Origin of the sequence: Microbacterium sp. TWP3-1-2b2, from assembly GCF_049896145.1 — a bacterium.
GTDB lineage: Bacteria > Actinomycetota > Actinomycetes > Actinomycetales > Microbacteriaceae > Microbacterium.
Genome location: NZ_JAFCTS010000001.1, coordinates 1652345 through 1675585, shown reverse-complemented (window position 1 = coordinate 1675585; position 23241 = coordinate 1652345). Strand labels below are relative to the sequence as shown.

Here is a 23241-nt window from a genome sequence, read left to right as displayed (position 1 = left end):
GTGAGTGCTCGCCGCGGCTTCGGGTCGGCTGCGGGCTGGGATTGAGCGTAGTGCGGGATTCGCCGATTCACTAGCCGAGCGGTGGATTGGTGACACAGGTGTAACTTCACGGACCCCTCGCAAGTGGATGCTCGCCACAGTCATTCGGGAATGTTCTTCAGCCGACGGCGTTTAGAATCTGTACAGACGGCACACCCCAGGTCATACACGCGCGCGCAGGAGGCTCATCCATGGAACAGCACGATCCGTTCGGTTTCGTAGGACTCACGTATGACGATGTGCTGCTTCTTCCCGGTCATACCGACGTGATCCCGAGCGAGGCAGACACCTCTTCGCGTATCTCCCGACGCATCTCGGTCGCGACGCCGCTGCTCTCCAGCGCGATGGACACGGTCACCGAATCCCGCATGGCCATCGCGATGGCACGCGAGGGTGGCATCGGCATCCTGCACCGCAATCTCTCGATCGCCGACCAGGCCGCGCACGTCGACCGCGTCAAGCGCAGCGAATCCGGCATGATCACGGATCCGATCACGACGACGCCGGACGCCACGGTCGAAGAAGTCGACCAGATGTGCGCCAAGTACCGCATCTCCGGCCTGCCGGTCGTGGACCCGGACGGGCACCTCGTCGGAATCATCACGAACCGCGACATGCGCTTCGTCTCCGGCTTCGAGCGCCAGACCACGTTCGTCAAGGACGTCATGACCTCCTCCGACCTGGTCACGGCCAAAGTGGGCGTCGCCGCCGGCGAGGTGATCTCACTGTTCGCGAAGCACCGCGTCGAGAAGCTGCCGCTGATCGACGACGACGGCAAGCTCGCCGGCCTCATCACGATCAAGGACTTCGACAAGAGCGAGAAGTATCCGCTCGCCACCAAGGACGACCAGGGCCGTCTGCGGGTCGGCGCCGCGATCGGTTTCTTCGGCGATGCATGGGAGCGGGCTGAGGCGCTGCGCGACGCGGGCGTGGACGTGCTCGTGGTCGACACCGCCAACGGCCAGTCGCAGGGCGTCATCGATCTCGTGAAGCGTCTCAAGTCGGACGCATCGTTCGAGCACATCGACATCATCGGTGGAAACGTCGCCACCCGCGAGGGCGCGCAGGCGCTCGTCGACGCCGGCGTGGATGCCGTGAAGGTCGGGGTCGGTCCGGGATCGATCTGCACCACTCGCGTCGTCGCAGGTGTCGGTGTGCCGCAGGTGACCGCCGTGTACGAGGCGTCGCTCGCCGCTCGCCCCGCTGGCGTGCCGGTGATCGCAGACGGTGGTCTGCAGTACTCGGGCGACATCGCGAAGGCGCTCGTCGCCGGTGCGGATGCTGTCATGCTGGGCTCGCTGCTCGCCGGAACGGACGAGTCGCCCGGCGAGATCGTCTTCCAGTCGGGCAAGCAGTTCAAGCAGTACCGTGGCATGGGCTCGCTCGGCGCGATGCAGACCCGAGGCAAGCAGACCTCGTACTCGAAGGATCGCTACTTCCAGGCCGACGTCCCCAGCGATGACAAGCTCATCCCCGAGGGCATCGAAGGACAGGTGCCCTACCGGGGGCCGGTGTCCGCTGTGGCCTATCAGCTCGTCGGCGGCCTGCGTCAGTCGATGTTCTACGTCGGCGCCCGCACGATCGAAGAGCTCAAGACCCGCGGCAGGTTCGTGCGCATCACCTCGGCAGGGCTCAAGGAATCGCACCCGCACGACGTGCAGATCGTCGTAGAGGCACCCAACTACAAGAAGTAGCTCCCTCCCTCCCTCGCCGAGACCCGTTCTCCCTCGCCGAGACCCCACGTTGTCGCCCAGACCCGTTCTCCCTCGCCGAGACCCCGTCTTGTCGCCGAGACCCCTGGGTGTTGACGCGAACAGCCTGGGGTCTCGGCGAGAACCAGGGGTCTCGGTGGCAGTTGAGGCCTTTCGCGTGTCGCTCGCCCGGCGTAGCGTGCTGGCATGTGCCGCAACATCGTCCCCCTGAACAACCTGAAGCCCGCCGCGACTGACGAGGAATGCCACGACGCGGCCGTGCAGTTCGTGCGCAAGATCTCCGGAACGAACTCGCCCTCGCGCGCCAATCAGGCGGTCTTCGACCGGGCCGTCGCCGAGATCGAGAAGGCGACGCGTCGGCTCCTCGACGACCTCGTCACCTCCGCTCCGCCGAAGAACCGCGAGCAGGAGGCATCCAAGCGCCAGGCGCGCTCCGCTGAGCGCTACGAGGCGATCCGGGTCTATCAGCAGGAGAAGCGCGCCGCGCGTGCCGCGACTTGAGCCTGCGTCGCTGCGCACCGAGGAGATGCCGCGACGCCGGAGAATCACGCCGCATGACGCGATGTGACGCGAGATGACGGCATCCTTCGACGCCCGTGTCGGAGCGCCGTTATCGTCGCCGCATGACTCTTCTCCAGGACCAGGCCGCACCCGTCACTGATGTCACCCCGGATGAGCGCGCGCAGCGTCTCACCGATGCAGGAACGATATGGAACGAGCGCATCGCGGGCGATGCGAACAATGCCGAACTCACCTACAAGGTCGTCGGCCGAGGCGTCGGATCGGTGGCCACGGAAGTGCGCGCGGGAAATCACCGCTTCCTGGTCGACGAGCCCGGCGCGCTCGCCGGTGACGACGCCGCGGCAAGCCCCGTCGAGTACGCCCTCGGCGCGCTGGTGTCGTGCCAGGTCGTCGTGTTCCGCCTCTATGCGCAGGCTCTGGGCCTCACGATCGATGAGATCGAGATCACCGCTGAGGGGGATCTCAACGTTCAGAAGCTCTTCGGCATCGAAGAGTCCGGCCGCGCCGGCTTCCGCGACGTGCGCCTGACGGTGGACATCGCGGGCCCGAACAGCGCCGAGGAGTACGCCAACCTGCGCGAGGTCGTCGACGAGCACTGCCCGGTGCTCGACCTCTTCTCGAACCCCGTGCCGACTTCCAGCACCCTGGTCTGATCGTTCGCCCCACGGATCTGATAGCCTGATCGGCTCGCCATGCGGGCGGAAGGACGGCTTCACCCGTGGGCTACATCGATGTCTCAGCCATCTCGCTGACTCTGCCGGACGGCAGACCCCTGCTCGACGAAGTGACGTTCCGAGTCGGAGCGGGCTCGACGAGCGCGCTCATCGGACCGAACGGCGCGGGAAAGACGACGCTGCTGCGCATCATCCGCGGCGACCAGTCGCCGGATGCCGGTGTCGTCACGATCGACGGCGGTCTCGGAGTCATGGACCAGTTCGTCGGCCACGGCGAGGCCGGCCAGACAGTGCAGGAGCTGCTGGTCAGAGTGGCGCCTCGTCGCATCCGCGCCGCGGCGGAAGCGCTGGAGACCGCCGAGAACGCCCTGATCGAGCGCGATGAGCACGATACGCAGATGCGCTACGCCACGGCGCTCGCCGAGTACGCGGATGCCGGAGGCTACGAGCACGAGACCGTATGGGACCAGTGCACGGTCGCCGCACTCGGGGTGCCGTTCGAGCGGGCGCGCTACCGTGAGCTCGTCACGCTGTCCGGCGGCGAGCAGAAGCGTCTCGCGTTGGAGGCTCTGCTGCGCGGCCCCGACGACGTGCTGCTTCTGGACGAGCCGGACAACTACCTCGACGTTCCCGCGAAACGGTGGCTCGAGCAGCAGCTGCGGCAGACGCCCAAGACGGTCCTGCTGGTGTCGCACGACCGCGAACTGCTCGCCCGCGCGGCTGACCGCATCGTCACGCTCGAACCGGGAGGAGCGGGCGCCTCCGCGTGGGTCCACGGCGGTGGATTCACGACGTACCATCAGGCCAGAACCGACCGGATGGATCGCCTCGACGAACTGCGGCGCCGGTGGGACGAGCAGCACGAGAAGCTGCGGACCCTCGTGGCGAACCTCAAGGTCAAGGCCGAGGCGAACGACGGCTTCGCCTCGCGGTACCGTGCGGCGCAGACCCGGCTGCGGAAGTTCGAGGAGGCGGGGCCACCGGAGGAACGTCCGCCGTCGCAGGAGTTCGACATGCGACTGCGGGGTGCGCGCACCGGCAAACGCGCTGTGGTCGCAGAACGACTCGAACTGACCGGCCTGATGCGGCCCTTCGACGCGGAGATCTGGTACGGCGATCGGATCGGCGTGCTCGGCTCGAACGGGTCGGGCAAGTCGCACTTCCTGCGCCTTCTCGCGAGGGGCGGCACGGATCCCGATCCTTCGCTCGGTCACGTGACCTCGACGGGTGAGCAGGTGGATGCCGTCGCGCACACCGGTAGGGCGACGCTCGGTGCCAGGGTGGTGCCCGGTCTTTTCGCCCAGACGCACGCGCACCCGGAGTTCATCGGACGCACGCTGCTCGAGGTGCTGCACCGCGGCGACGAACGGCGAGCCGGTATGCCGCGCGAAGCGGCGAGTTCTGCGCTTGACCGGTATGGGCTCGTGCGGCAGGCGCAGCAGACGTTCGACTCGCTCTCCGGTGGCCAGCAGGCCCGGTTCCAAGTGCTGCTGCTCGAGCTCTCCGGCGCCACGCTGCTGTTGCTGGACGAGCCGACGGACAACCTCGACCTCGAATCGGCCGAGGCTCTGGAGGACGCACTCACCCACTTCGAGGGCACCGTGCTCGCCGTGACGCACGACCGGTGGTTCGCGCGCTCGTTCGACCGCTTCCTCGTCTTCGGATCCGACGGCGACGTCTACGAGTCGGATGCTCCGGTGTGGGACGAGCGACGGGTCGCGCGCACGCGTTGACGGCATCGGCCCCCTGGGTTCCAGCACCCCGGGCGCCCGGCACCCTGGGCGAGTTCCCGAGACACACGAGGTGTCGCTCGTTGTCGCTTCGAGCGTCGCGATGCGACAACGAGCGCCACCCTCCGAATCGCGCATTCGGGGAGGTGGCGCTGGATGTCGCTTCGACACACGTGAAGCGACATCGAGCGACACCTTGCGCGCGGATGCTGCGACACCCTGCGCGCGGATGCTGCGACACCTTGCGTGCGGATGCTGCGACACCTTGCGTGCGGATGCTGCGACGCCTTGCGCGCGGGTGCTGCGACGCCTTGCGCGCGGATGCTCCGGACGCGACTCGGGCACCGACCTGCGGGCCGGGTAGGCTGGACGGGTGAGCATGGACATCGAACTCGGCCGAGGCAAGCGCGCGCGTCGCGCGTACACGTTCGACGACATCGCGGTGGTGCCGTCGCGGCGAACCCGCAATCCGGAGGACGTCTCGACCGGCTGGTCCATCGACGCCTATCAGTTCGACACCCCGATCATCGGTGCGCCGATGGACTCGGTCGTCAGCCCGAAGACGGCGATCATGCTGGGCAAGCTCGGCGGGCTCGGCGTCCTCGACCTCGAAGGTGTCTGGACGCGCTACGAAGACCCTGAGCCGCTGCTCGCCGAGATCGCGGGTCTCCCGGCCGACAAGGCGACCGTGCGGATGCAGGAGCTCTACTCCGAGCCGATCAAGCCGGAGCTCATCAAGGCGCGCCTCGCCGAGATCCGCGAAGCGGGAGTCACGGTCGCGGGATCCCTGACGCCGCAGCGCACCCAGGAACTGTACGGGACCGTGGTCGCCGCCGGCGTCGACCTGTTCGTGATCCGTGGTACGACCGTCTCAGCCGAGCATGTCTCGAGCGTCGCAGAGCCGCTGAACCTGAAGAAGTTCATCTACGACCTCGACGTTCCCGTCATCGTCGGCGGTGCCGCCACCTACACCGCGGCCCTCCATCTCATGCGAACGGGTGCGGCCGGAGTGCTCGTCGGATTCGGCGGGGGAGCGGCGTCCACGACCCGTGCGACCCTCGGCATCCACGCCCCCATGGCGACGGCGGTCTCCGACGTCGCCGCAGCCCGTCGCGACTATCTCGACGAGTCAGGCGGACGTTACGTGCACGTGATCGCCGACGGCGGCGTCGGCACGTCGGGCGACATCGTCAAGGCGCTCGCCATGGGCGCGGATGCCGTCATGCTCGGCGTCGCGCTCGCTCGTGCGACGAACGCGCCGGGCCACGGCTTCCACTGGGGTCCGGAGGCGCATCACCCGCAGCTTCCACGCGGACGCCGTGTCGCAGTCGAGGGCATCGCGACGCTCGAGGAGATCCTCTACGGACCGGCGCCGGTCGCAGACGGAACGGCGAACCTCATCGGCGCGCTGCGCAAGTCGATGGCGACCACCGGATACTCCGACCTCAAGGAGTTCCAGCGCGTCGAGGTCGTGCTCGCCCCGTACCACTCTTGAGCGATCCGCTTCAGATCGTGACGACTTCGCAGGCGTTCCCGCCGACTCTCCGCGAGGTCATGCTGCGCCCGCGCTGGATCGGCGTGCTGGTGCTCGCACTCGTCGTGGCCGGCGTCTTCGCTTTCCTCGGACAATGGCAGTTCGAGCGCGCCATCGACACCGAGCCGCCTCCCGCCGGGATCACCGAAGAGGTGCGACCGCTCGCCGACGTCGTCGAACCGGGGCAGTATCTGCCAGAGCCATACGTAGGACAGCGCGTCGAGACCACAGGCACTTGGGTCGCCGGTGACTTCCTCGTCGTGTCGTCGCGCTTCAACGACGGCGTCGAGGGCTACTGGGTCACCGGGCAGCTCCGGGTCGAAGAGCGCACTTCGATCGCCGTCGCGGTCGGGTGGGCCCCTGATCGTGAATCCGCGGATGCCGCGGCATCCGACCTCCAGGAGCGTGCCGCCGGCACCGAGGCGAGGATCACCGGTCGCGTCATCTCCGACGAAGGCACGAGCCTTCCTCCTGCTGACGATCCGTTCGCGATGAACAAGATGTCTCCGGCCATGCTGCTGAGCCAGTGGCACGACGTCGACCAGCTGTCCGTCTATCGCCCGTACCTCGCATCGGTCGACGCGCCGGAGGGTCTCGTCGACATCGACTCACCCGCACCCGACGAGCTGTCGAGCGTCAACTGGCTGAACATCTTCTACGCGGTCGAGTGGGCGGTGTTCGCGGGCTTCGCGTTCTACATCTGGTATCGCCTGGCTAAGGACCGGTGGGAGCTCGAGGTCGAAGCGTTCGAGGATTCCGCGCCGGTTTGACCATCGTCCTGCATCGTCTGGCGCTCTGGTTAGCAATCGGTGAACACCATTGAGGATGTCGGCGCTGCTCCCTAAGCTCACCACCATGTGTGTGCGCTGTGAGCACCACGACGACAGTTTCACGAGAGCCGTCGTTCGAACAGACCGAGGAGACAGCACCGATGATGTCAGCCCCTGACGACAGGAACCTCACGGTTCCTGCGTCGCACCGCACAGGCAGGGGTCGCATCGTCGCCCTTGCCTCGACCTGTGTCTTCGCCCTCGGCGCCGGCGCACTGGTCGCCTCGCCCGCCGTCGCCAACACCGCAGGCACGGGGGTTGTGATCAACGAGGCGTACCTCTCCGGCGGAAGCGCAGGCGCCGCCTTCACGAACAAGTTCGTCGAGCTCTACAACCCGACGACAGCTCCGATCACGCTCGACGGAATGTCGCTGCAATACCGCTCCGCCACCGGGACGGCGAACTTCACCGGCGTCGCACCGCTCACCGGCGTGATTCCAGCCGGTGGCTACTTCCTGGTGCAGGGCAACAGCAACGGCAACGCCGGTGTTGCTCTTCCGACGCCGGATGCCGTCACAGGACTGACGCCGAGCGGCACCAACGGCACGCTCGCGCTCGTCGAGGGCACAGCCGCCGTGAACCTCGCCCCCGGTTCGGTCGCAGGAGTCGACGGCGTCGTCGACCTGCTCGGCTACGGCACCTCCAACACGTTCGAGACCGCAGCGGCCACCTCGCCGGCCGGCAACACCGACGTGAAGTCGATGAACCGAACGGGTGGTGCGGACACCGACGACAACAGCGCCGACTTCACCCTGTCCGCGACCATCACCCCGCAGGGGTCCGGCGGCACCGATCCCGACCCCGATCCTGATCCTGACCCTGAGCCGACCGCGGTCTCGATCGCCGAAGTGCAGGGCACGGGCGATGTGTCCCCGCTCGACGGCCAGGCGGTCACCGTCGAGGGTGTCGTCACCGGCGACTACCGCGTCGGCGGTTACAAGGGCATCTCGATCCAGACCGCAGGAAGCGGTGGAGACGCAGATGCGACACCTGGAGCATCCGATGGCGTCTTCGTCTTCCTCAACGCGCTGAACCCCGCACTGGAGATCGGCGACCTCGTCTCGGTCACCGGCATGGTCAGCGAGTACTTCGGCCAGACCCAGGTCTCGCCGGCGACTGCGGGCGACATCAGCGTCATCACCGCCGGCGCCGGTGTGCCGGCGGCCACGCCGCTGCCCGACTCCGTCGTCGGCGCCGACCGCGAGGCCTACGAGAACATGCTCGTGGCACCGGCCGGCACGTACCGCCTGGCCTCGAGCCACCAGTTGTACAACTACGGCACGCTCTGGCTGAACCCGGGCGAGCTCAACGTCAAGAGCACGGAGACGACGCGTCCCGGTGCGGATGCCGACGCCATCGCTGCGGCGAACCGCGCAGAGCGCATCCTGCTCGACGATGGCTGGTCGGTGCAGATCTCCAACGGCGATCACACCGGTGAGCAGCCGTACTTCGTGGCCGACACCGTGGTGCGAAACGGCGATGTCGTCGACTTCGCCGAGACCGGCTACGTGCTGCAGTACGGATTCGAAGACTGGCGCCTGCAGCCGGTCGTCGCGATCGACGACGCGAGCGACGCGACCTACAAGGCGACCTTCACCACCGAGAACCCGCGCACCGACGCGGCACCAGAGGTCGGCGGCGATGTGCAGGTCGGCGCATTCAACGTCTTCAACTACTTCACCACGCTGCAGAGCGAAGACCCCGACGCACGCGGCGCCAAGACCGCAGAGCTGTTCGCCACTCAGAAGTCGAAGATCGTCACGGCGATCAACGGTCTGGATGCCGACGTCGTGGCGCTCATGGAGATCGAGAACTCGATCCACTTCGGCAAGCCGGTCGATACGGCGGTGGCCGATCTGGTCGACGGACTCAACGCGGATGCCGGCTCGGACGTGTGGGAGTACGTTCCCACTCCTGAGGCGCTGCTCACCACTGAGACGGATGTGATCACGAACGCGATCATCTACAAGACGGATGCCGTCACCCCTGTCGGCGACAGCGCCACGGTGGTCGACGAGACCGTGTGGGGCAACGCCCGCGAGCCGATCGCGCAGACGTTCGACGTCGACGGCAAGCTCGTGTCGGTGGTCGCGAACCACTTCAAGTCGAAGTCGGGTGACGGCGACGAACCGGCAGACGGCCAGGGCCACTTCAACGCCGACCGCGTCGCGCAGGCGCAGTCGCTGCTCGGATTCACCGAGACGCTGGCGGAGACCAGCGGAAGCGAAGACGTGCTGCTGCTCGGCGATTTCAACGCCTACGGTCAGGAAGATCCCATCGACGTGTTCGCCCAGGCCGGCTGGACCGACCTCGTGCCGGCAGCGGACGCCGGGTACACCTACACGTTCGACGGAGAGCTCGGCTCGCTCGATCACGCGATCGCATCTCCCTCGCTCACCGAGTCGATCACCGGCACCGGCGTGTGGGGGATCAACTCCGCAGAATGGAGCGACCGGGGCTACGCATTCGGCGCAGCCGAGGCAGGTACGCCGTTCCGATCGAGTGACCACGACCCCGTCATCGTCGGCGTCTCCAGCGAGATCCCGCCGGTGAGCATCGACGTCGTCACGATCAACGACTTCCACGGTCGGATCGAGGCCGACGGCGCCGCGGCAGGTGCCGCGGTGCTCGCCGGCGCGGTGCAGTCGGTGCGCGACGCGAACCCGAACACGGTGTTCGCCGCTGCCGGTGACCTCATCGGAGCATCCACGTTCACATCGTTCATCAACGACGACAACCCGACGATCGACGCGCTGAACGCGGCAGGTCTCGATGTGAGCGCGGCCGGAAACCACGAGTTCGATCAGGGTTGGGAAGATCTCCGCGACCGTGTTCAGGACCGTGCGGACTGGGAGTACATCTCCTCGAACGTCTTCCTCACGGAGACCGGTGAGACGGCGCTCGCTCCGGCCTGGGTCACCGAGATGGAAGGTGTCAACGTCGGCTTCATCGGCGCGGTGACCGAGGAACTCGACTCGCTCGTGTCTCCCGAGGGCATCGCCGATCTCGAGGTGCGCGGCATCGTCGACTCGGTGAACGCCGTCGCCGACGACCTCACCGACGGTGACACAGCCAACGGCGAGGCGGATGTCCTGATCCTTCTCGTGCACGAGGGCGCCACATCCGCCGACGTCGCGAGCATCACGCCGGACTCGGCACTCGGCGAGATCGTCGCCGGTGTCGATGACAGTGTCAGCGCGATCGTCTCTGCGCACACGCACCTCGCGTACAACCACGTCATCGACGGCCGCCCGGTCATCTCGGCGGGGCAGTACGGCGAGAACTTCGGTCTGATGAACCTGCAGGTCGACCCGGAGACGAAGGAGCTGCTCTCGATCACGAACGAGATCAAGCCGCTCACCGACAAGGGCACACCGCTCTACGAGGCCGACGCCGACGTGCAGAAGATCGTCGACGCGGCCAAGGCCGAGGCTGATGTTCTCGGTGCCGAGTCGGTCGGTTCGATCACCGGCGACTTCAGCCGGGCTCGTCAGACGAACGGCTCGGAGAACCGCGGTGGCGAGTCCACGATCGGCAACTTCGTCGCTGAAGTGCACAAGTGGGCGACCGGCGCGGACATCGCGATCATGAACCCGGGTGGCATCAGGGCGAACCTGTCGTACGCGGGTACCGGCGAGCAGGATGTCGACGGCAACGTCACCTTCCGCGAAGCAGCGACGGTACAACCGTTCGCCAACACGCTCGTCACGCTGAACCTCACCGGCGCACAGCTGAAGGGCGTGCTCGAGGAGCAGTGGCAGCCGGAAGGCGCGAGTCGTCCGTTCCTGAAACTCGGCATCTCGGAGGGTCTGCAGTACACCTACGACCCGACGGCGGCAGCGGGCGAGCGGATCACCTCGATCACGCTGAACGGCGAGCCGATCGATCCGGCGGCGTCCTATGTCGTCGCGGCGAACTCGTTCCTCGCGGCCGGTGGAGACAACTTCTTCACCTTCGCCGAGGGGACGGACAAGGCCGACACGGGAAAGATCGACTTGCAGTCGATGGTCGACTGGTTCGACGCCAACGGCACTGCTTCGCCTGATCTCGCCCAGCGCGCCGTCGGTGTGACGCTGAGCGCTCCGGATGCCGACGGCTACAGCGCCGGTGATCAGGTCAAGATCGACCTGTCGTCGCTGGCGTTCAGCGGAGGAGATGCCGCACCGGCCGAGGCCACCGTCTCGCTCGGAGACACGGTTCTCGCCACTGCGGCGGTCGACCCGACGATCGTCGACACCACAGATGAGGCAGGTCGTGCGAGCCTGACGTTCGCCGTCCCGGAGGGCGTGACCGGCGAGCAGCAGCTCACGGTCGCCACTGCTGACGGGACGAGCGTGCAGGTGCCGTTCACGATCACCGGCGAAGGCGGCGGCGGCGAGTTCGCCGGCACCATCGAGGTCGGTGCGAAGACGGTCAGCGCAGGGAAGAAGCTCACTGTCACCGGTGCGGACTTCGAACCAGGCGAGACCGTCGCCATCTCGCTCGAGTCGAAGAAGGGCAAGATCGTCGAGCTCGGCACAGCCGTGGTCGATGAGAACGGCAACTTCAACAGCTCGGTCACCGTTCCGAAGAAGACGGATGCCGGCAAGTACACGGTCATCGTCGCTCAGGAGGATGGTGATCAGGCCACCGGCACAGTCACCGTCAACCGCGGCGGTGGCAACGGTGGGGGTGTCATCCGCGACATCCTCGACTGGCTGTGGGATCTCGTCACCGGGTGGTTCTGACACTGAACCGCTGACACGACGGAGGCCGTCGGGAGTGATCCCGGCGGCCTCCGTCGTGTGCGGGTCGGACCGCGCGTGAGGTGTCGGGTCGGACCGCGCGTGAGGTGTCGCCGTTTGTCGCTTCACCGCTCGGGATGCGACCATTCGTGACACCCCAACGTGTGCGGCGATCCGTGAGGTGTCGCCGTTTGTCGCCTCACCGCTGGGGAGGCGACCATTCGTGACACCCCAGGCCGATCGCGTTGATTCCTGCTCGATCGAGAGCGGCGGAAGCCCTGGCGACCCCGGGTAGACTTGACCGCATGCCAGAACCGAAAGCCGCCTCCTTTCCCAAGATCCGCGGGGCGCTGAAGTTCTATCAGATCGCGTCGATCATCACCGGTGTCATGCTGCTTCTGCTGTTGGCTGAGATGATCCTGAAGTACAGCCCCATCCACGTCGAACTGTTCGCCGGCGGCTCTGGCGGCTTCCTCTGGTTCGCGCCGGTCATCGTCGGCGACGGGTGCCAGTGGTTCTCGCTGTTCGTGCCAGGCGGAATGGGCTGCGACCTCGTCTCCGCCGGCGACGGTGCGAACCTGTCGCTTTTCATCCTGGTGGCGCACGGCTGGTTCTACGTCGTGTATCTCTTCTCGGTCTTCCGCCTGTGGAGCCTGATGCGGTGGCCGTTCAGCCGCTTCATCACACTCGCACTCGGCGGTGTGATCCCTGCTCTCTCCTTCATCATGGAGGCCAAGGTCTCCCGCGAGGTCAAGGCGTACCTCGCATCACGTGAGGCGGCCACGGCCGCCGCAACCTCAGAAACCCAGGAGGCAGCGCGATGAGCGCCGACACCGACCAGCGTCCCGTCCTCGTCGTCGATTTCGGCGCTCAGTACGCGCAGCTCATCGCCCGCCGCGTCCGCGAGGCCGGCGTCTACAGCGAGATCGTACCGCACACGGCGACCGCCGCCGAGATCAGCGCGAAGAACCCGGTCGCACTGATCCTCTCCGGCGGCCCGTCCTCGGTCTACGAGGAGGGCGCACCTTCGCTGGACGGCGGGATCTTCGACCTCGGCGTCCCGACCCTCGGCATCTGCTACGGCTTCCAGGTGATGGCCCGCGCCCTCGGCGGCGAGGTCGCGAACACCGGCCTTCGCGAATACGGGGCGACGGATGCTGCGCTCACAGGCGACGGCGGCGTACTGCTCGGCGGACAGCCCGACACCCAGAACGTATGGATGAGCCACGGCGACCAGGTGGCCCGTGCACCTGAGGGCTTCGAGGTCCTCGCCTCCACCGCTGACACCCCGGTCGCGGCCTTCGGCAGCGCCGAGAAGAGCTTCTACGGCGTGCAGTGGCATCCGGAGGTCAAGCACTCCGACCACGGCCAGGAGGTCATCGAGAACTTCCTGCACAAGGCCGCAGGGCTCGCCGCAGACTGGAACAGCGACAACGTCATCGAGGAGCAGGTCGCCCGCATCCGTGCGCAGGTCGGTTCTGCGCGCGTCATCTCCGCCCTCTCCGGCGGAGTCGACTCTGCCGTCTCCACTGCACTGGTGCACAAGGCGATCGGCGACCAGCTCACCGCTGTGTTCGTCGACCACGGGCTCCTCCGCAAGGGGGAGCGCGAGCAGGTCGAGCAGGACTATGTCGCCTCCACCGGTGTGCGCCTCATCACCGTCGAAGCCGCTGACACGTTCCTGGGTCATCTCAAGGGCGTCAGCGACCCGGAGCAGAAGCGGAAGATCATCGGCCGCGAGTTCATCCGCGCGTTCGAGAAGGTGCAGCTCGACCTGGTCGCAGAGGCCAAGGCCGAGGGTGAACCGATCAAGTTCCTCGTGCAGGGCACTCTCTACCCCGACGTGGTCGAATCCGGCGGTGGCACGGGGACTGCGAACATCAAGTCGCACCACAACGTGGGTGGGCTCCCGGAAGACCTCGACTTCGAGCTCATCGAGCCGCTGCGCACCCTGTTCAAGGACGAGGTGCGCGCTATCGGCCGCGAACTCGGACTGCCGGAGGCGATCGTGGGACGTCAGCCGTTTCCGGGGCCAGGCCTCGGCATCCGCATCGTGGGTGAGGTCACCGCTGACCGTCTCGAGATTCTGCGTGAAGCCGACGCGATCGCACGCGAGGAGCTGACCAAGGCCGGCCTCGACAACGAGATCTGGCAGTGCCCTGTGGTGCTGCTCGCCGACGTGCGCTCCGTGGGAGTGCAGGGCGATGGTCGCACCTACGGTCACCCCATCGTGCTGCGACCCGTGTCCAGTGAGGACGCCATGACGGCCGACTGGACCCGCCTCCCGTACGACGTGCTGTCGAAGATCTCGAACCGGATCACCAACAGTGTGCGCGATGTGAACCGGGTGGTGCTGGATGTCACGTCCAAGCCGCCGGGAACCATCGAGTGGGAGTGATGTGGGCGGGACCGCGATAGGTTCCGTGCTGCCGGACGCGGAGTACCTGGTGCTCTCGAGCCGGCTCGTCCCGGACCTCGACGGGGGCTACACGATCGCCACGTTGTCGCGGGCCAGGCAACTCGCTGCTGCCGGCGCGGCCGGAGGCGCGGGGCCGCTGCTTCTGACGTTCGATCCCGCAGATGCCGCAGCGCACGCCGCGCACCGCGCGACTTTCGCGCGACGAGAGACGATCGCTGACTCGTCGCGCATGCGCAACCTGTTCGACGAGGCGGTCTCCGCTGACGGCGGTGCTGCCGCGTGGGTCCGTGATGCTGCGTCCGCGGACCTGTCGAGGGGCCAGCCCGAGCGTGAGCACCGAGTGCTGCGCGATGCTGAGGAGCGTCCCTTCATCGCTCTGCCGGTGATACCGGGTGATCCGGACTGGCATCTCACCGAAGAGCCGGTGCTCATCTACGACGAGGCGGCACAGGTGATCGGTGGTGTCGCAGGCTTCCGTGGCCTGTACGACGCGTGGCTGCGCGACGTCACCTCGCCGTTCGGGGATTCGCCGATCATCGTCATATGCGAGTCGCGACAGCTGGGCGAGCTGATCGCCGACTGGGATGACCCGCGCGTGCGCATCATCCACACGATCCACACGATGCACCTCGAGGCGCCCTACACTCCGGATGCCACGATGAACCCGCTGTGGACTCGCTGGTTCGCACTCGCCGATCGCTTCGACGCGGTGGCGTGGCCGACCAGGACGCAGCGGGATGACGTCGTCGCCCGATTCGGCGATGGTGCTCGCAACGTCGTGATCCCGAATGCGGCACCTGCCCCCGTCGACGGTCGTGTCTCGAAGGACACAACGGCGGCCGAGCGGGAGCAGGGGCTTGTCGTCGTGCTCGGACGCCTCGCGCCAGGCAAACGCGTGGATCACTCGATCCGCGCGTTCCTGGCGGCGGACGTGCCCGGATCCCGCATGGAGATCTGGGGCGGGGGAGCGGAGCACGATGCGCTGCAGGAACTGATCGATGAGTTGGGCGCCGGTTCGCGCGTCATGCTCGCCGGTCACACGGATTCTCCGGGGCGAGTGCTCGACCGTGCGTCCGTCATGGTCACGTCCACCGCGTTCGAGGGGCAGGGCCTGTCGATACTCGAGGCGCTGCTGCACGATGTGCCGGTCGTCTCATACGACGTGCGGTACGGCCCCGGCGACCTGCTGCGCGCCGGAGGGGGACTTCTCGTCCCCGACGCCGACGAGGCCGCGCTCGCGGATGCACTGCGCCTCGTGCTCACCGATCCTGCGCTGCGCGCGCGTCTGATCGCCGAGGCAGAGGTCTCAGCATCCGCGTGGAGCGCCGAGCGCGCAACCGAGGCGCTCGCCGCCACTGTGCGCGAGGTTCTCGCCGCCCCGCCCCGGCGCTGATTCACAAGCCCGTCGCTGATCCAGAATTTTTCCTCCGCGATGTCGATTCGGGTCTTTCCCGTTCGACGTCTTAGTGAGAGGGTCGAAATCGATCCCCCGAATCAAGGAGAAAATCATGAAGTTCATGCTGATCATGCGCGCGGATGACTCGGGCGTCGACGCATACAAGGAGATCCCGTTCGAGCAGATCATCGAGGCGATGGGCAAGTACAACGAGTCCATGATGAAGGCGGGCGTGCTGCTCGCTGGTGAGGGGCTCACGGACGCCGAGGAAGGCTTCGTCGTCGATTTCTCGGCAGAAGCGCCGCTCGTCACCGACGGCCCCTACGGCGAGACGAAGGAACTGTTCAACGGCTTCTGGATCATCGAGGTCTCCACTCGCGAGGAAGCAGCGGAGTGGGCGAAGCGCGCACCGCTCGGCCCCGGCGCGTTCCTTGAGGTGCGTCGTGTCACCGAGATGGAGGACTTCCCCGCCGACAACGAGTGGATCCAGAAAGAAGAGGGCTGGCGCGAAGAGCAGGCGCAGCGCTCTCAGCAGTGAGACGACACGGCAGCGACATGACCGACGTCGACCGGCACGACCAGGCGGAGCGTTCCACCAGCAGTGTGGAGCGCTCCGTCGCCGCGGTCTGGCGTATCGAGTCGGCGAAGATCGTCGCGACCCTCACGCGCATGGTCGGTGATTTCGGCCATGCCGAAGACCTCGCGCAGGAAGCACTCATCGACGCGCTGAAGCAATGGCCGACCGAGGGAGTGCCGCGCAACCCGGCCGCCTGGCTCACTGCTGTCGCGAAACGCAAGGCGATCGACGGCTGGCGTCGACAAGAGCGCCTCGACGACAGGATCGCCGTGATCGCTCACGACCTCGAGCGCGAGCAGGCGGATGCTGCGGATGCTGATCCGTGGGATCCGGATGCCATCGACGACGACGTGCTGCGTCTTGTCTTCGTCTCGTGCCATCCCGTGCTCTCGCGGGAGGCTCGCGTCGCCCTGACGCTCCGTGTGGTCGCTGGGCTCTCGACCGAGCAGATCGCACGAGCGTTCCTTGTGCCCGTCGCCACGGTTCAACAGCGGATCGTCCGGGCGAAGAAGACGTTGTCGGCCGCGAACGTGCCGTTCGAGGTGCCTCCGCGTGAGGAGTACGCGGACCGCTTGAGCGCGATCTTCGGTGTGCTGTATCTGATCTTCAACGAAGCCCACGCCGCGAGCAGCGGCGCGGACTGGATGCGTCCAGAGCTCGGCGAGGAGGCGATCCGCCTCACGCGAGTACTCACGGCGCTGGTGCCGAAACAGCGCGACGCGCACAGCCTGCTCGCGTTGATGGAACTCACCGCCGCACGGTTCCCGGCACGGGTGGACGCGAAGGGAGAGCCGGTGCTGCTCGCCGAGCAGGATCGGTCGCGGTGGGATCGGGGCCGCATCTCTCGCGGCCGCGCAGCCCTTGCCGCAGCCGATGCCCTCGGGGGCGGGCGCACGGCGTACGGGCTCCAAGCGGCCATCGCGGAATGCCATGCGATAGCGGCATCCGTCGAGGACACCGATTGGGATCGCATCGTCGTGCTCTACGAGGCGCTGGGACGCATCGCGCCGTCGCCTGTCATCGAGCTGAACAGGGCTGCCGCTGTCGCCATGGCGACCGGTCCGGCATCCGCTCTGCGCATCATCGACCGCCTCGCGGCATCTGACGCGCTGAAGGGCTACCACCTGCTGCCCGCGACGCGGGGCGAGATGCTGCTTCGTCTCGAGCGCAGAGAAGAGGCCCGTTCCGAGTTCGCCACCGCCGCGAGACTCGCGGGGAACGAAAGGGAACGGGCCCTTCTGGAGGCGAAGGCCTCCGAGTAGTCAGATCTAGTCGCGCACCTTGTTGCCGCGGCCCACGATCAGACCATAGATCAGCAGCACGATGATCGCGCCACCGATCGCGAGAGCCCATGTGCCGAGATCCCAGAACTCAGTGAGCGGGCGGTTGAGCAGAAGCCCACCCAGCCAGCCTCCGAGAATGGCGCCGACCACCCCGAGCAGCAGTGTGATGAACCACCCGCCACCCTGCTTTCCGGGCAGGATCAGCTTCGCGATTGCGCCGGCGATGAGGCCGAGAAGAAGAAAACCGAGGAAACTCATGATGTGCTCCTTTGCGTCGTTGGGACGGTAATAACATCATCCTCTCTCGGGAGATTCTCAGGCAACCCCTTGACGGCGCGCCGCAGATACGGCAAAAGGGCCCACTTCCCGAAGAAGTGAGCCCTTTCGGCTGACGGAGTGCGTCAGTTGCTGCCGCGCGCGATAGCGATCATGCGGAGGATCTCGATGTAGAGCCAGACGACCGTGACCATGATGCCGAAGCCGCCGACCCAGCCGTACACGCGGGGAGCGCCGTTGCGCACACCCTGCTGGATCTGGTCGAAATCGAGCACGAGCGAGTACGCGGCCATGAACACGACGAGAACGCCGATGATCAGGCCGAGCGGGATGCCCATGATCTCCACGCTGCGCAGTCCGAACGCGTTCTGGTTGATGCCGGTCCACATCAGGACGAGGTTGAGCAGCGAGAAGACGAGGTAGCCGACCATGGCGATCATGAAGACCTTGGTCATCTTCTTCGATGCGCGGATCTTGCCGCTTGCGAAGAGCGCCAGGGTCACGCCGACGACGGCGACCGTCGCGAGCGTCGCCTGGACGACGATTCCGGGGTAGAGGAGCTCGAAGAACGCCGAGATGCCACCGACGAACAGACCCTCGAACGCCGCGTACGCGAAGATCAGCGCAGGGCGCACCTTCTTGCGGGACGTGAAGGTGATGATCATCGCGAGCACGAAGCCGCCGAGGGCGCCGATGATCATCGGAAGCAGCGATACTCCGGCGTAGGCGTCGACGCGAACTCCGCCCAGCGTCCAGACCCAGCCGACGACGGCCGTGACGAGGAGGATGGCGAAGAGACCGGCGGTCTTCCAGACGGTGTCCTCGACGCTCATGCGGTCGGTCTCGATGGCACCGGCCGGCGGGGCGGCATACATGCCCTCGAGCTGTGCGTTGGCGGCGGCATCCATGCCCGCGTGAGCGAGCGATGCGGTCTGCGCGTTCTGTGCGCCGGCAGCGCCTGGGTAGGTCGCGACGTTGCGCGGATCCTGCTTCTGGAACGCCGGGTTGTTGAATGCGAAATTGCTCATGGTGGGCCTCACTCCGAGGGGGTCTTAAGGTCGCTTTCCTCAACGATACCCGGGCATTGTGATGTATGGGGTGTTCTACGCTGTGAGCATGCCCAGGAGGTCTCCACTCGTCATCGGCCATCGTGGCGCCCCGGGCTACCGCCCTGAACACAGCCGATCTTCGTACGAGCTCGCCCTCGCGATGGGGGTGGACGCCGTGGAGCCCGACATCGTCGCGACGAAGGATGGCGTGCTGGTCGTGCGTCACGAGAACGAGATCTCCGGCACGACGGACGTGGCAGATCATCCGGAGTTCGCCGATCGGAAGACGACCAAGCGCGTCGACGGGCAGGCACTGACCGGCTGGTTCACCGAGGACTTCACCTGGGAAGAGATCGCGACGCTACGCACCACGGAGCGGATCCCCGACGTGCGTTCAGCCAGCGCGACGTTCAACGGCGGTCAGGGTGTGCTGAGGCTGACCGACCTTCTCGAGATCGTTCGGGCCGGGTCCGCTGAGCACGGCCGCGAGATCGGCGTGGTGCTGGAGATCAAACACGCCACCTACTTCGCGAGCATCGGGCTCGATCTGGTGCCCATGATCATCCGTGACCTGAGAGCGACGGGGTGGGCAGACGGAGAACTTCCCCTGGTCATCGAGGCTTTCGAGTCCACCGTGCTCGCACAGCTGCGCGCCAGGGGCATCCCCGCCTCGTACATCTATCTGATCGAGGCATCCGGCCGCCCGTACGATCAACTCGTCGCGCACGGCAAAGCCGCCGCGACGTACAAGGCCACGGTCACACCGCACGGGCTGGACGACCTGGTCGGCAAGGTCGATGGCATCAGCGTGAACAAGCGGATGCTGCTGGCGAAAGGCAGCACGATCGTCGCCGATGCGCACGCCAGAGGACTGAAGGTGTTCACGTGGACGGCGCGCCCCGAGAACTCGTTCCTGGCTGCCGAGTTCCGCGGTGACGGGGGCAAGGCCGCGTTCGGCGACTACGAATCGGAGTGGGCGGTCCTGGCGGACTCCGGCATCGACGGGGTGTTCGTCGATCATCCCGACCTCGGGGTCGCGTTCTTCCGAGGCTGAACCTGCGTGTGCGCCCTCGCGCGAGCGGCTGTCAGCCATGGCGCGTTCACCCGGCGTACACGTTCCCGACTCAGAAATTTAAGCGCGACTCGATGGTCTGGACGCATCCCGTCCTCCTTCTGACCCTGGAGTCACATGTCTCGCCTGCAACGCGGGTTCGCGACGACAGCAGTGTGCGCGATGAGCGCCACTCTGCTGCTCGCTGTCCCCACCTCTGCCTTCGGCGCCGACGCGCCGCTCGGCGTCCGCATCAACGAAGTCGTCTCCAACGGGGGCAGCCCCGACGATTGGATCGAGTTCTACAACCACACCGACGGCGATGTCGACCTGAGTGGTTTCATCGTCCAGGACAACAGCGAGAAGAACCCGTACACCTTCCCCTCGGGCACGATCGTCGCGCAGGGTGAATACCTCGTCATCGACACGCTGTCGGATGCGGGTGAAGGCGACTTCGACTTCGGTCTCGGCAAGGGCGACAGTGTGCGCGTGTTCGCACCGGGCGACGCGAACGGCGTCGAGCCGCTGCTGCAGACGACGTGGCCGGCCGACACGCACGCCGTGCCGAGTTGGGGTGCGCAGGAGGTCGACGGCGACGTGGTCTGGAGCATCACCGCAGCCTCGACCAAGGGTGCGGAGAACACTTTCGAGGTGGCTCCGGAAGGGCCAGAGGAGCCAGAGGAACCCGAGACCCCGGTCGCCGGTTCGGTCTTCATCAACGAGGTCGACTCGCAGCCTGCCGATTGGGTGGAGTTCCACAACCCCGGCGACACGGCGTTCGACGTTTCTGGCTATGAGATCCGAGACAATTCCGATGATCACCGCTGGCAGTTCGCGCAGGGGACCTCGATCGCGGCAGGCGGGTTCCTGGTCGTCGAGGAGGGCACGATCGGCGTCGTCGATGGCGTCGAGACGGCGTTCCGTGACCCGATCGGCATCGGCTCCGCCGATCGCATCCGACTGTTCGACGCATCCGGTGCGCTCGTGGACGACACCGAGCCGTGGGAAGGCCATGCCGCGATCGACGGCGACTTCGCCGCTGCGACGTTCGCGCGTTGCATCGACGGCGAGGGCTCCTTCGCGCTCGCGACGCCGACGCCCGGCGCGGCGAACGCGTGCGTCGGCCCGGATGTCGTCATAAACGAGATCGAGTCGAACGGCGATGCCACCGACTGGGTCGAGGTGTACAACGACGGCGCTGCCACCGTCGACATCTCGGGCTGGACAGTCATGGACGACAAGCCTGCCGATCACGCGGCCGAGACCACGCCGCTTCCGACCGGCACCCTGCTGGAGCCGGGAGCGTACTTCGTGTTCGATCAGCCGGCGAACTTCGTGTTCGGCCTCGGCGGCGGCGACACGGTCACGGTGCGCGACGCGAACGGCAAGACCGTCGCCGAGCACGTCTACGCCGATCACGCCAAGGGCGTCTGGGCGCGCTGCGGCGATGAGTTCGTCGACCTCGCCGTCTCGACCAAGGGTGCACTGAACAGCTGCGATGGTGGCGGCGACGACGGCGGCGACCCGGGCATCGAGCTCGCTACGTGGCCCGGATCCGCAGACGTGCGGGTGCTGGACACCACCGCGACCTTCCTCGAGGACAGTTCAGGACTCGACGTCCAGGAGACCGCCGACGGCGCCTTCCTCTGGGCTGTCGACAACGGTGAGGGCCGCATCTGGAAGCTGAAGGCTGCAGCGGACGGCTCGGTCTCGATGGTCGACGGCTGGGCGGACGGCAAGCGCGTGCGCTTCCAGAAGGACGCCTCGAACCCCGGCGCCGCCGGCCCGGACACCGAGGGCATCACCACCGACGCCGACGGCCTCGTCTACGTGGCGTCCGAGCGTGACAACAGCGCGAAGGGCGTCAACGAGAACAAGATCCTGCAGGTCGACCCGAACGGTGCCGGCTCCGACCTCGTCGCGCTGACCGAATGGGATCTCACCGCGCTGCTTCCTGCCGTCGGTGCGAACCTCGGCATCGAGGCGGTCGAGTGGGTGCCGGATGCTGCGCTCACAGGGAAGCTCTTCGATGACGAGGCTCAGGCTGCATACGACCCTGCGTCGTACGCCGGCAAGAACGACGGCCTGTTCTTCGTGGCCGTCGAGGACAACGGCGGTGTGTACGCGTTCGCTCTGACTGCCGACGGCTCGGCGCAGCTCGTCTCGACGATCGACCCTGGGCTCGCGGGCGTCATGGCGCTGGATTACGACTCGGTGCTCGGCGTGATGTGGGCGGTGTGCGACGACGGATGCCACGGAGCATCGGCGCAGATCACGCTCAACGGCACGGCGGAGCCCGGGCTCGCGCACTTCGCACGAGCGGCAGGCCTGCCCGACATCAACAACGAGGGCTTCGCCACGGCGCCGGCCTCGCTCGCATCGAACGGTCAGCGGCCGGTCTGGTGGTTCGCCGACGGCTTCGCCTCCGAGGCGCTGCGCACCGGAACCCTGCCGGCGCCGGTTGGCGGTGGCGATGGTCCTGGTGAGGGCCCCGGCGAGGGTCCGGGTGAGGGTGGAAGTCAGCCCGGCCCGTCGATCGACCCGCTTCCCGGCGATGCGATCGTCGAAGGCAATCGCGGCGGGGCGACGGTGGACAAGTCATCGGTGGCACCCGGAGATCGGGTGACGATCACCCTGGGGACGCAGCACGCCGGCGTCGACGTCGAGGTGTGGATGTACTCCGAGCCGATGTTCCTCGCCGACGGCACGCTGAACGCCGCGGGAGCGATCACCGTCACGATTCCGGAGGATGCCGCCGCAGGCGCCCACCGCCTCGCGGTGTACTCCGCGAGCGGTGAGCTGCTGGGCTGGGTGAGCATCCAGGTCACCGGTGGTGGCGGACTCGCGGCCACCGGCTCCGAACTCCCAGCCGGTGCGCTCGTACTCGCGTTGGGACTCCTGATCGCCGGTGCAGTCGCAGCGACCCTGCGCCGCCGGCGGCAGACGGCCTAGCCGTAGAACACCGAGGGCGCGTGGAGCCGATCGCTCCACGCGCCTTCGGCATCTCTGCCCCGACTGCTCAGCGCTTGCCGTCGAACGGACCCCTGCGGGTCGAGACGATCTCCTTGCCGAGCGGCATGAGCGAGATCGGCACCATCTTGAAATCGGCGATGCCCATCGGGATGCCGATGATCGTGATGCACAGGGCGATGCCCGAGACGATGTGGCCGATCGCGAGCCACCACCCGGCGAGGACGACCCACACCACGTTGCCGAGGAACGCTCCGACACCGCCGCGCGGTTTCTCGATGATCTGACGGCCGAACGGCCACAACGCGTAGCCGGCGATGCGGAACGACGCGATGCCCCAGGGGATCGTGACGATCAGCACGCACAGCAGGATCCCGGCGAGGACGTACCCGAGAAAGAGCGCCCATCCGGCGAAGATCACCCAGATGATGTTGAGGATCGTGCGCATGGTCGTT

At 66.9% G+C, this 23241-nt stretch carries 17 protein-coding genes; 14 read left to right on the top strand and 3 right to left on the bottom strand.

The window, feature by feature from the left end:
* The first annotated feature begins 230 nt into the window (after nucleotides 1-230).
* The 12 genes from guaB to ACP7AR_RS08245 all read left to right on the top strand — a co-directional run bounded on the left by guaB (nucleotide 231) and on the right by ACP7AR_RS08245 (nucleotide 17419).
* Nucleotides 231-1733: an IMP dehydrogenase gene (gene guaB / locus ACP7AR_RS08300; RefSeq protein WP_426184619.1), complete on the top strand. Its 1503-nt coding sequence runs from the start codon at nucleotides 231-233 to the stop codon at nucleotides 1731-1733.
* Nucleotides 1734-1937: 204 nt separating this feature from the next.
* On the top strand, nucleotides 1938-2252 hold the full coding sequence (locus tag ACP7AR_RS08295; RefSeq protein WP_426184617.1) for a DUF2277 domain-containing protein: 315 nt from the start codon (nucleotides 1938-1940) through the stop codon (nucleotides 2250-2252).
* Nucleotides 2253-2374: 122 nt separating this feature from the next.
* The gene (locus ACP7AR_RS08290) at nucleotides 2375-2926 is read left to right on the top strand and encodes an OsmC family protein (RefSeq protein WP_426184615.1); all 552 of its coding nucleotides are present in this window, start codon (nucleotides 2375-2377) and stop codon (nucleotides 2924-2926) included.
* A 65-nt stretch (nucleotides 2927-2991) separates the two neighbouring features.
* On the top strand, nucleotides 2992-4680 hold the full coding sequence (locus tag ACP7AR_RS08285; protein ID WP_426184613.1) for an ABC-F family ATP-binding cassette domain-containing protein: 1689 nt from the start codon (nucleotides 2992-2994) through the stop codon (nucleotides 4678-4680).
* Between the two features lie 376 nt (nucleotides 4681-5056).
* The gene (locus tag ACP7AR_RS08280; RefSeq protein ID WP_426187692.1) at nucleotides 5057-6172 is read left to right on the top strand and encodes a GuaB3 family IMP dehydrogenase-related protein; all 1116 of its coding nucleotides are present in this window, start codon (nucleotides 5057-5059) and stop codon (nucleotides 6170-6172) included.
* 17 nt (nucleotides 6173-6189) lie between these two features.
* Entirely contained in the window at nucleotides 6190-6981 is a 792-nt protein-coding gene (locus ACP7AR_RS08275) for an SURF1 family protein (RefSeq protein ID WP_426184611.1), read from the top strand.
* 161 nt (nucleotides 6982-7142) lie between these two features.
* Entirely contained in the window at nucleotides 7143-11768 is a 4626-nt protein-coding gene (locus ACP7AR_RS08270) for an ExeM/NucH family extracellular endonuclease (protein ID WP_426184609.1), read from the top strand.
* 302 nt (nucleotides 11769-12070) lie between these two features.
* Nucleotides 12071-12589, top strand: coding sequence for a DUF3817 domain-containing protein (locus ACP7AR_RS08265; RefSeq protein ID WP_426184607.1), 519 nt, complete (start codon nucleotides 12071-12073; stop codon nucleotides 12587-12589).
* Nucleotides 12586-14163 carry a glutamine-hydrolyzing GMP synthase gene (gene guaA, locus ACP7AR_RS08260; protein WP_426184605.1) on the top strand — a complete coding sequence of 526 codons (1578 nt, stop codon included), beginning with the start codon at nucleotides 12586-12588 and terminating at the stop codon, nucleotides 14161-14163. The genes ACP7AR_RS08265 and guaA overlap by 4 nt, the downstream gene beginning before the upstream one ends.
* Nucleotides 14164-14188: 25 nt before the next feature.
* Nucleotides 14189-15577 (top strand): glycosyltransferase, encoded by a 1389-nt coding sequence (locus ACP7AR_RS08255; RefSeq protein ID WP_426184603.1) that lies wholly within the window; start codon nucleotides 14189-14191, stop codon nucleotides 15575-15577.
* Between the two features lie 115 nt (nucleotides 15578-15692).
* On the top strand, nucleotides 15693-16118 hold the full coding sequence (locus tag ACP7AR_RS08250; RefSeq protein ID WP_426184601.1) for a YciI family protein: 426 nt from the start codon (nucleotides 15693-15695) through the stop codon (nucleotides 16116-16118).
* A 17-nt stretch (nucleotides 16119-16135) separates the two neighbouring features.
* Nucleotides 16136-17419, top strand: a complete 1284-nt coding sequence (locus ACP7AR_RS08245; protein WP_426184599.1) for an RNA polymerase sigma factor — start codon at nucleotides 16136-16138, stop codon at nucleotides 17417-17419.
* A gap of 6 nt (nucleotides 17420-17425) precedes the next feature.
* Here ACP7AR_RS08245 and ACP7AR_RS08240 read toward each other — a convergent pair whose 3' ends face one another.
* A complete protein-coding gene (locus ACP7AR_RS08240) occupies nucleotides 17426-17698 on the bottom strand; it encodes a GlsB/YeaQ/YmgE family stress response membrane protein (protein WP_426184597.1) in 273 nt (90 codons plus the stop codon).
* A 143-nt stretch (nucleotides 17699-17841) separates the two neighbouring features.
* Nucleotides 17842-18744: a Bax inhibitor-1/YccA family protein gene (locus ACP7AR_RS08235; RefSeq protein WP_426184595.1), complete on the bottom strand. Its 903-nt coding sequence runs from the start codon at nucleotides 18742-18744 to the stop codon at nucleotides 17842-17844.
* Nucleotides 18745-18832: 88 nt separating this feature from the next.
* Here ACP7AR_RS08235 and ACP7AR_RS08230 point away from each other — a divergent pair, with 88 nt between their 5' ends.
* Complete coding sequence (locus ACP7AR_RS08230; protein ID WP_426184593.1) at nucleotides 18833-19819, top strand: glycerophosphodiester phosphodiesterase family protein; 987 nt, start codon at nucleotides 18833-18835, stop codon at nucleotides 19817-19819.
* A gap of 180 nt (nucleotides 19820-19999) precedes the next feature.
* On the top strand, nucleotides 20000-22768 hold the full coding sequence (locus ACP7AR_RS08225; RefSeq protein WP_426184591.1) for a lamin tail domain-containing protein: 2769 nt from the start codon (nucleotides 20000-20002) through the stop codon (nucleotides 22766-22768).
* Between the two features lie 67 nt (nucleotides 22769-22835).
* Here ACP7AR_RS08225 and ACP7AR_RS08220 read toward each other — a convergent pair whose 3' ends face one another.
* Nucleotides 22836-23234, bottom strand: a complete 399-nt coding sequence (locus ACP7AR_RS08220; RefSeq protein WP_426184589.1) for a YccF domain-containing protein — start codon at nucleotides 23232-23234, stop codon at nucleotides 22836-22838.
* Between the last annotated feature and the right edge of the window lie 7 nt (nucleotides 23235-23241).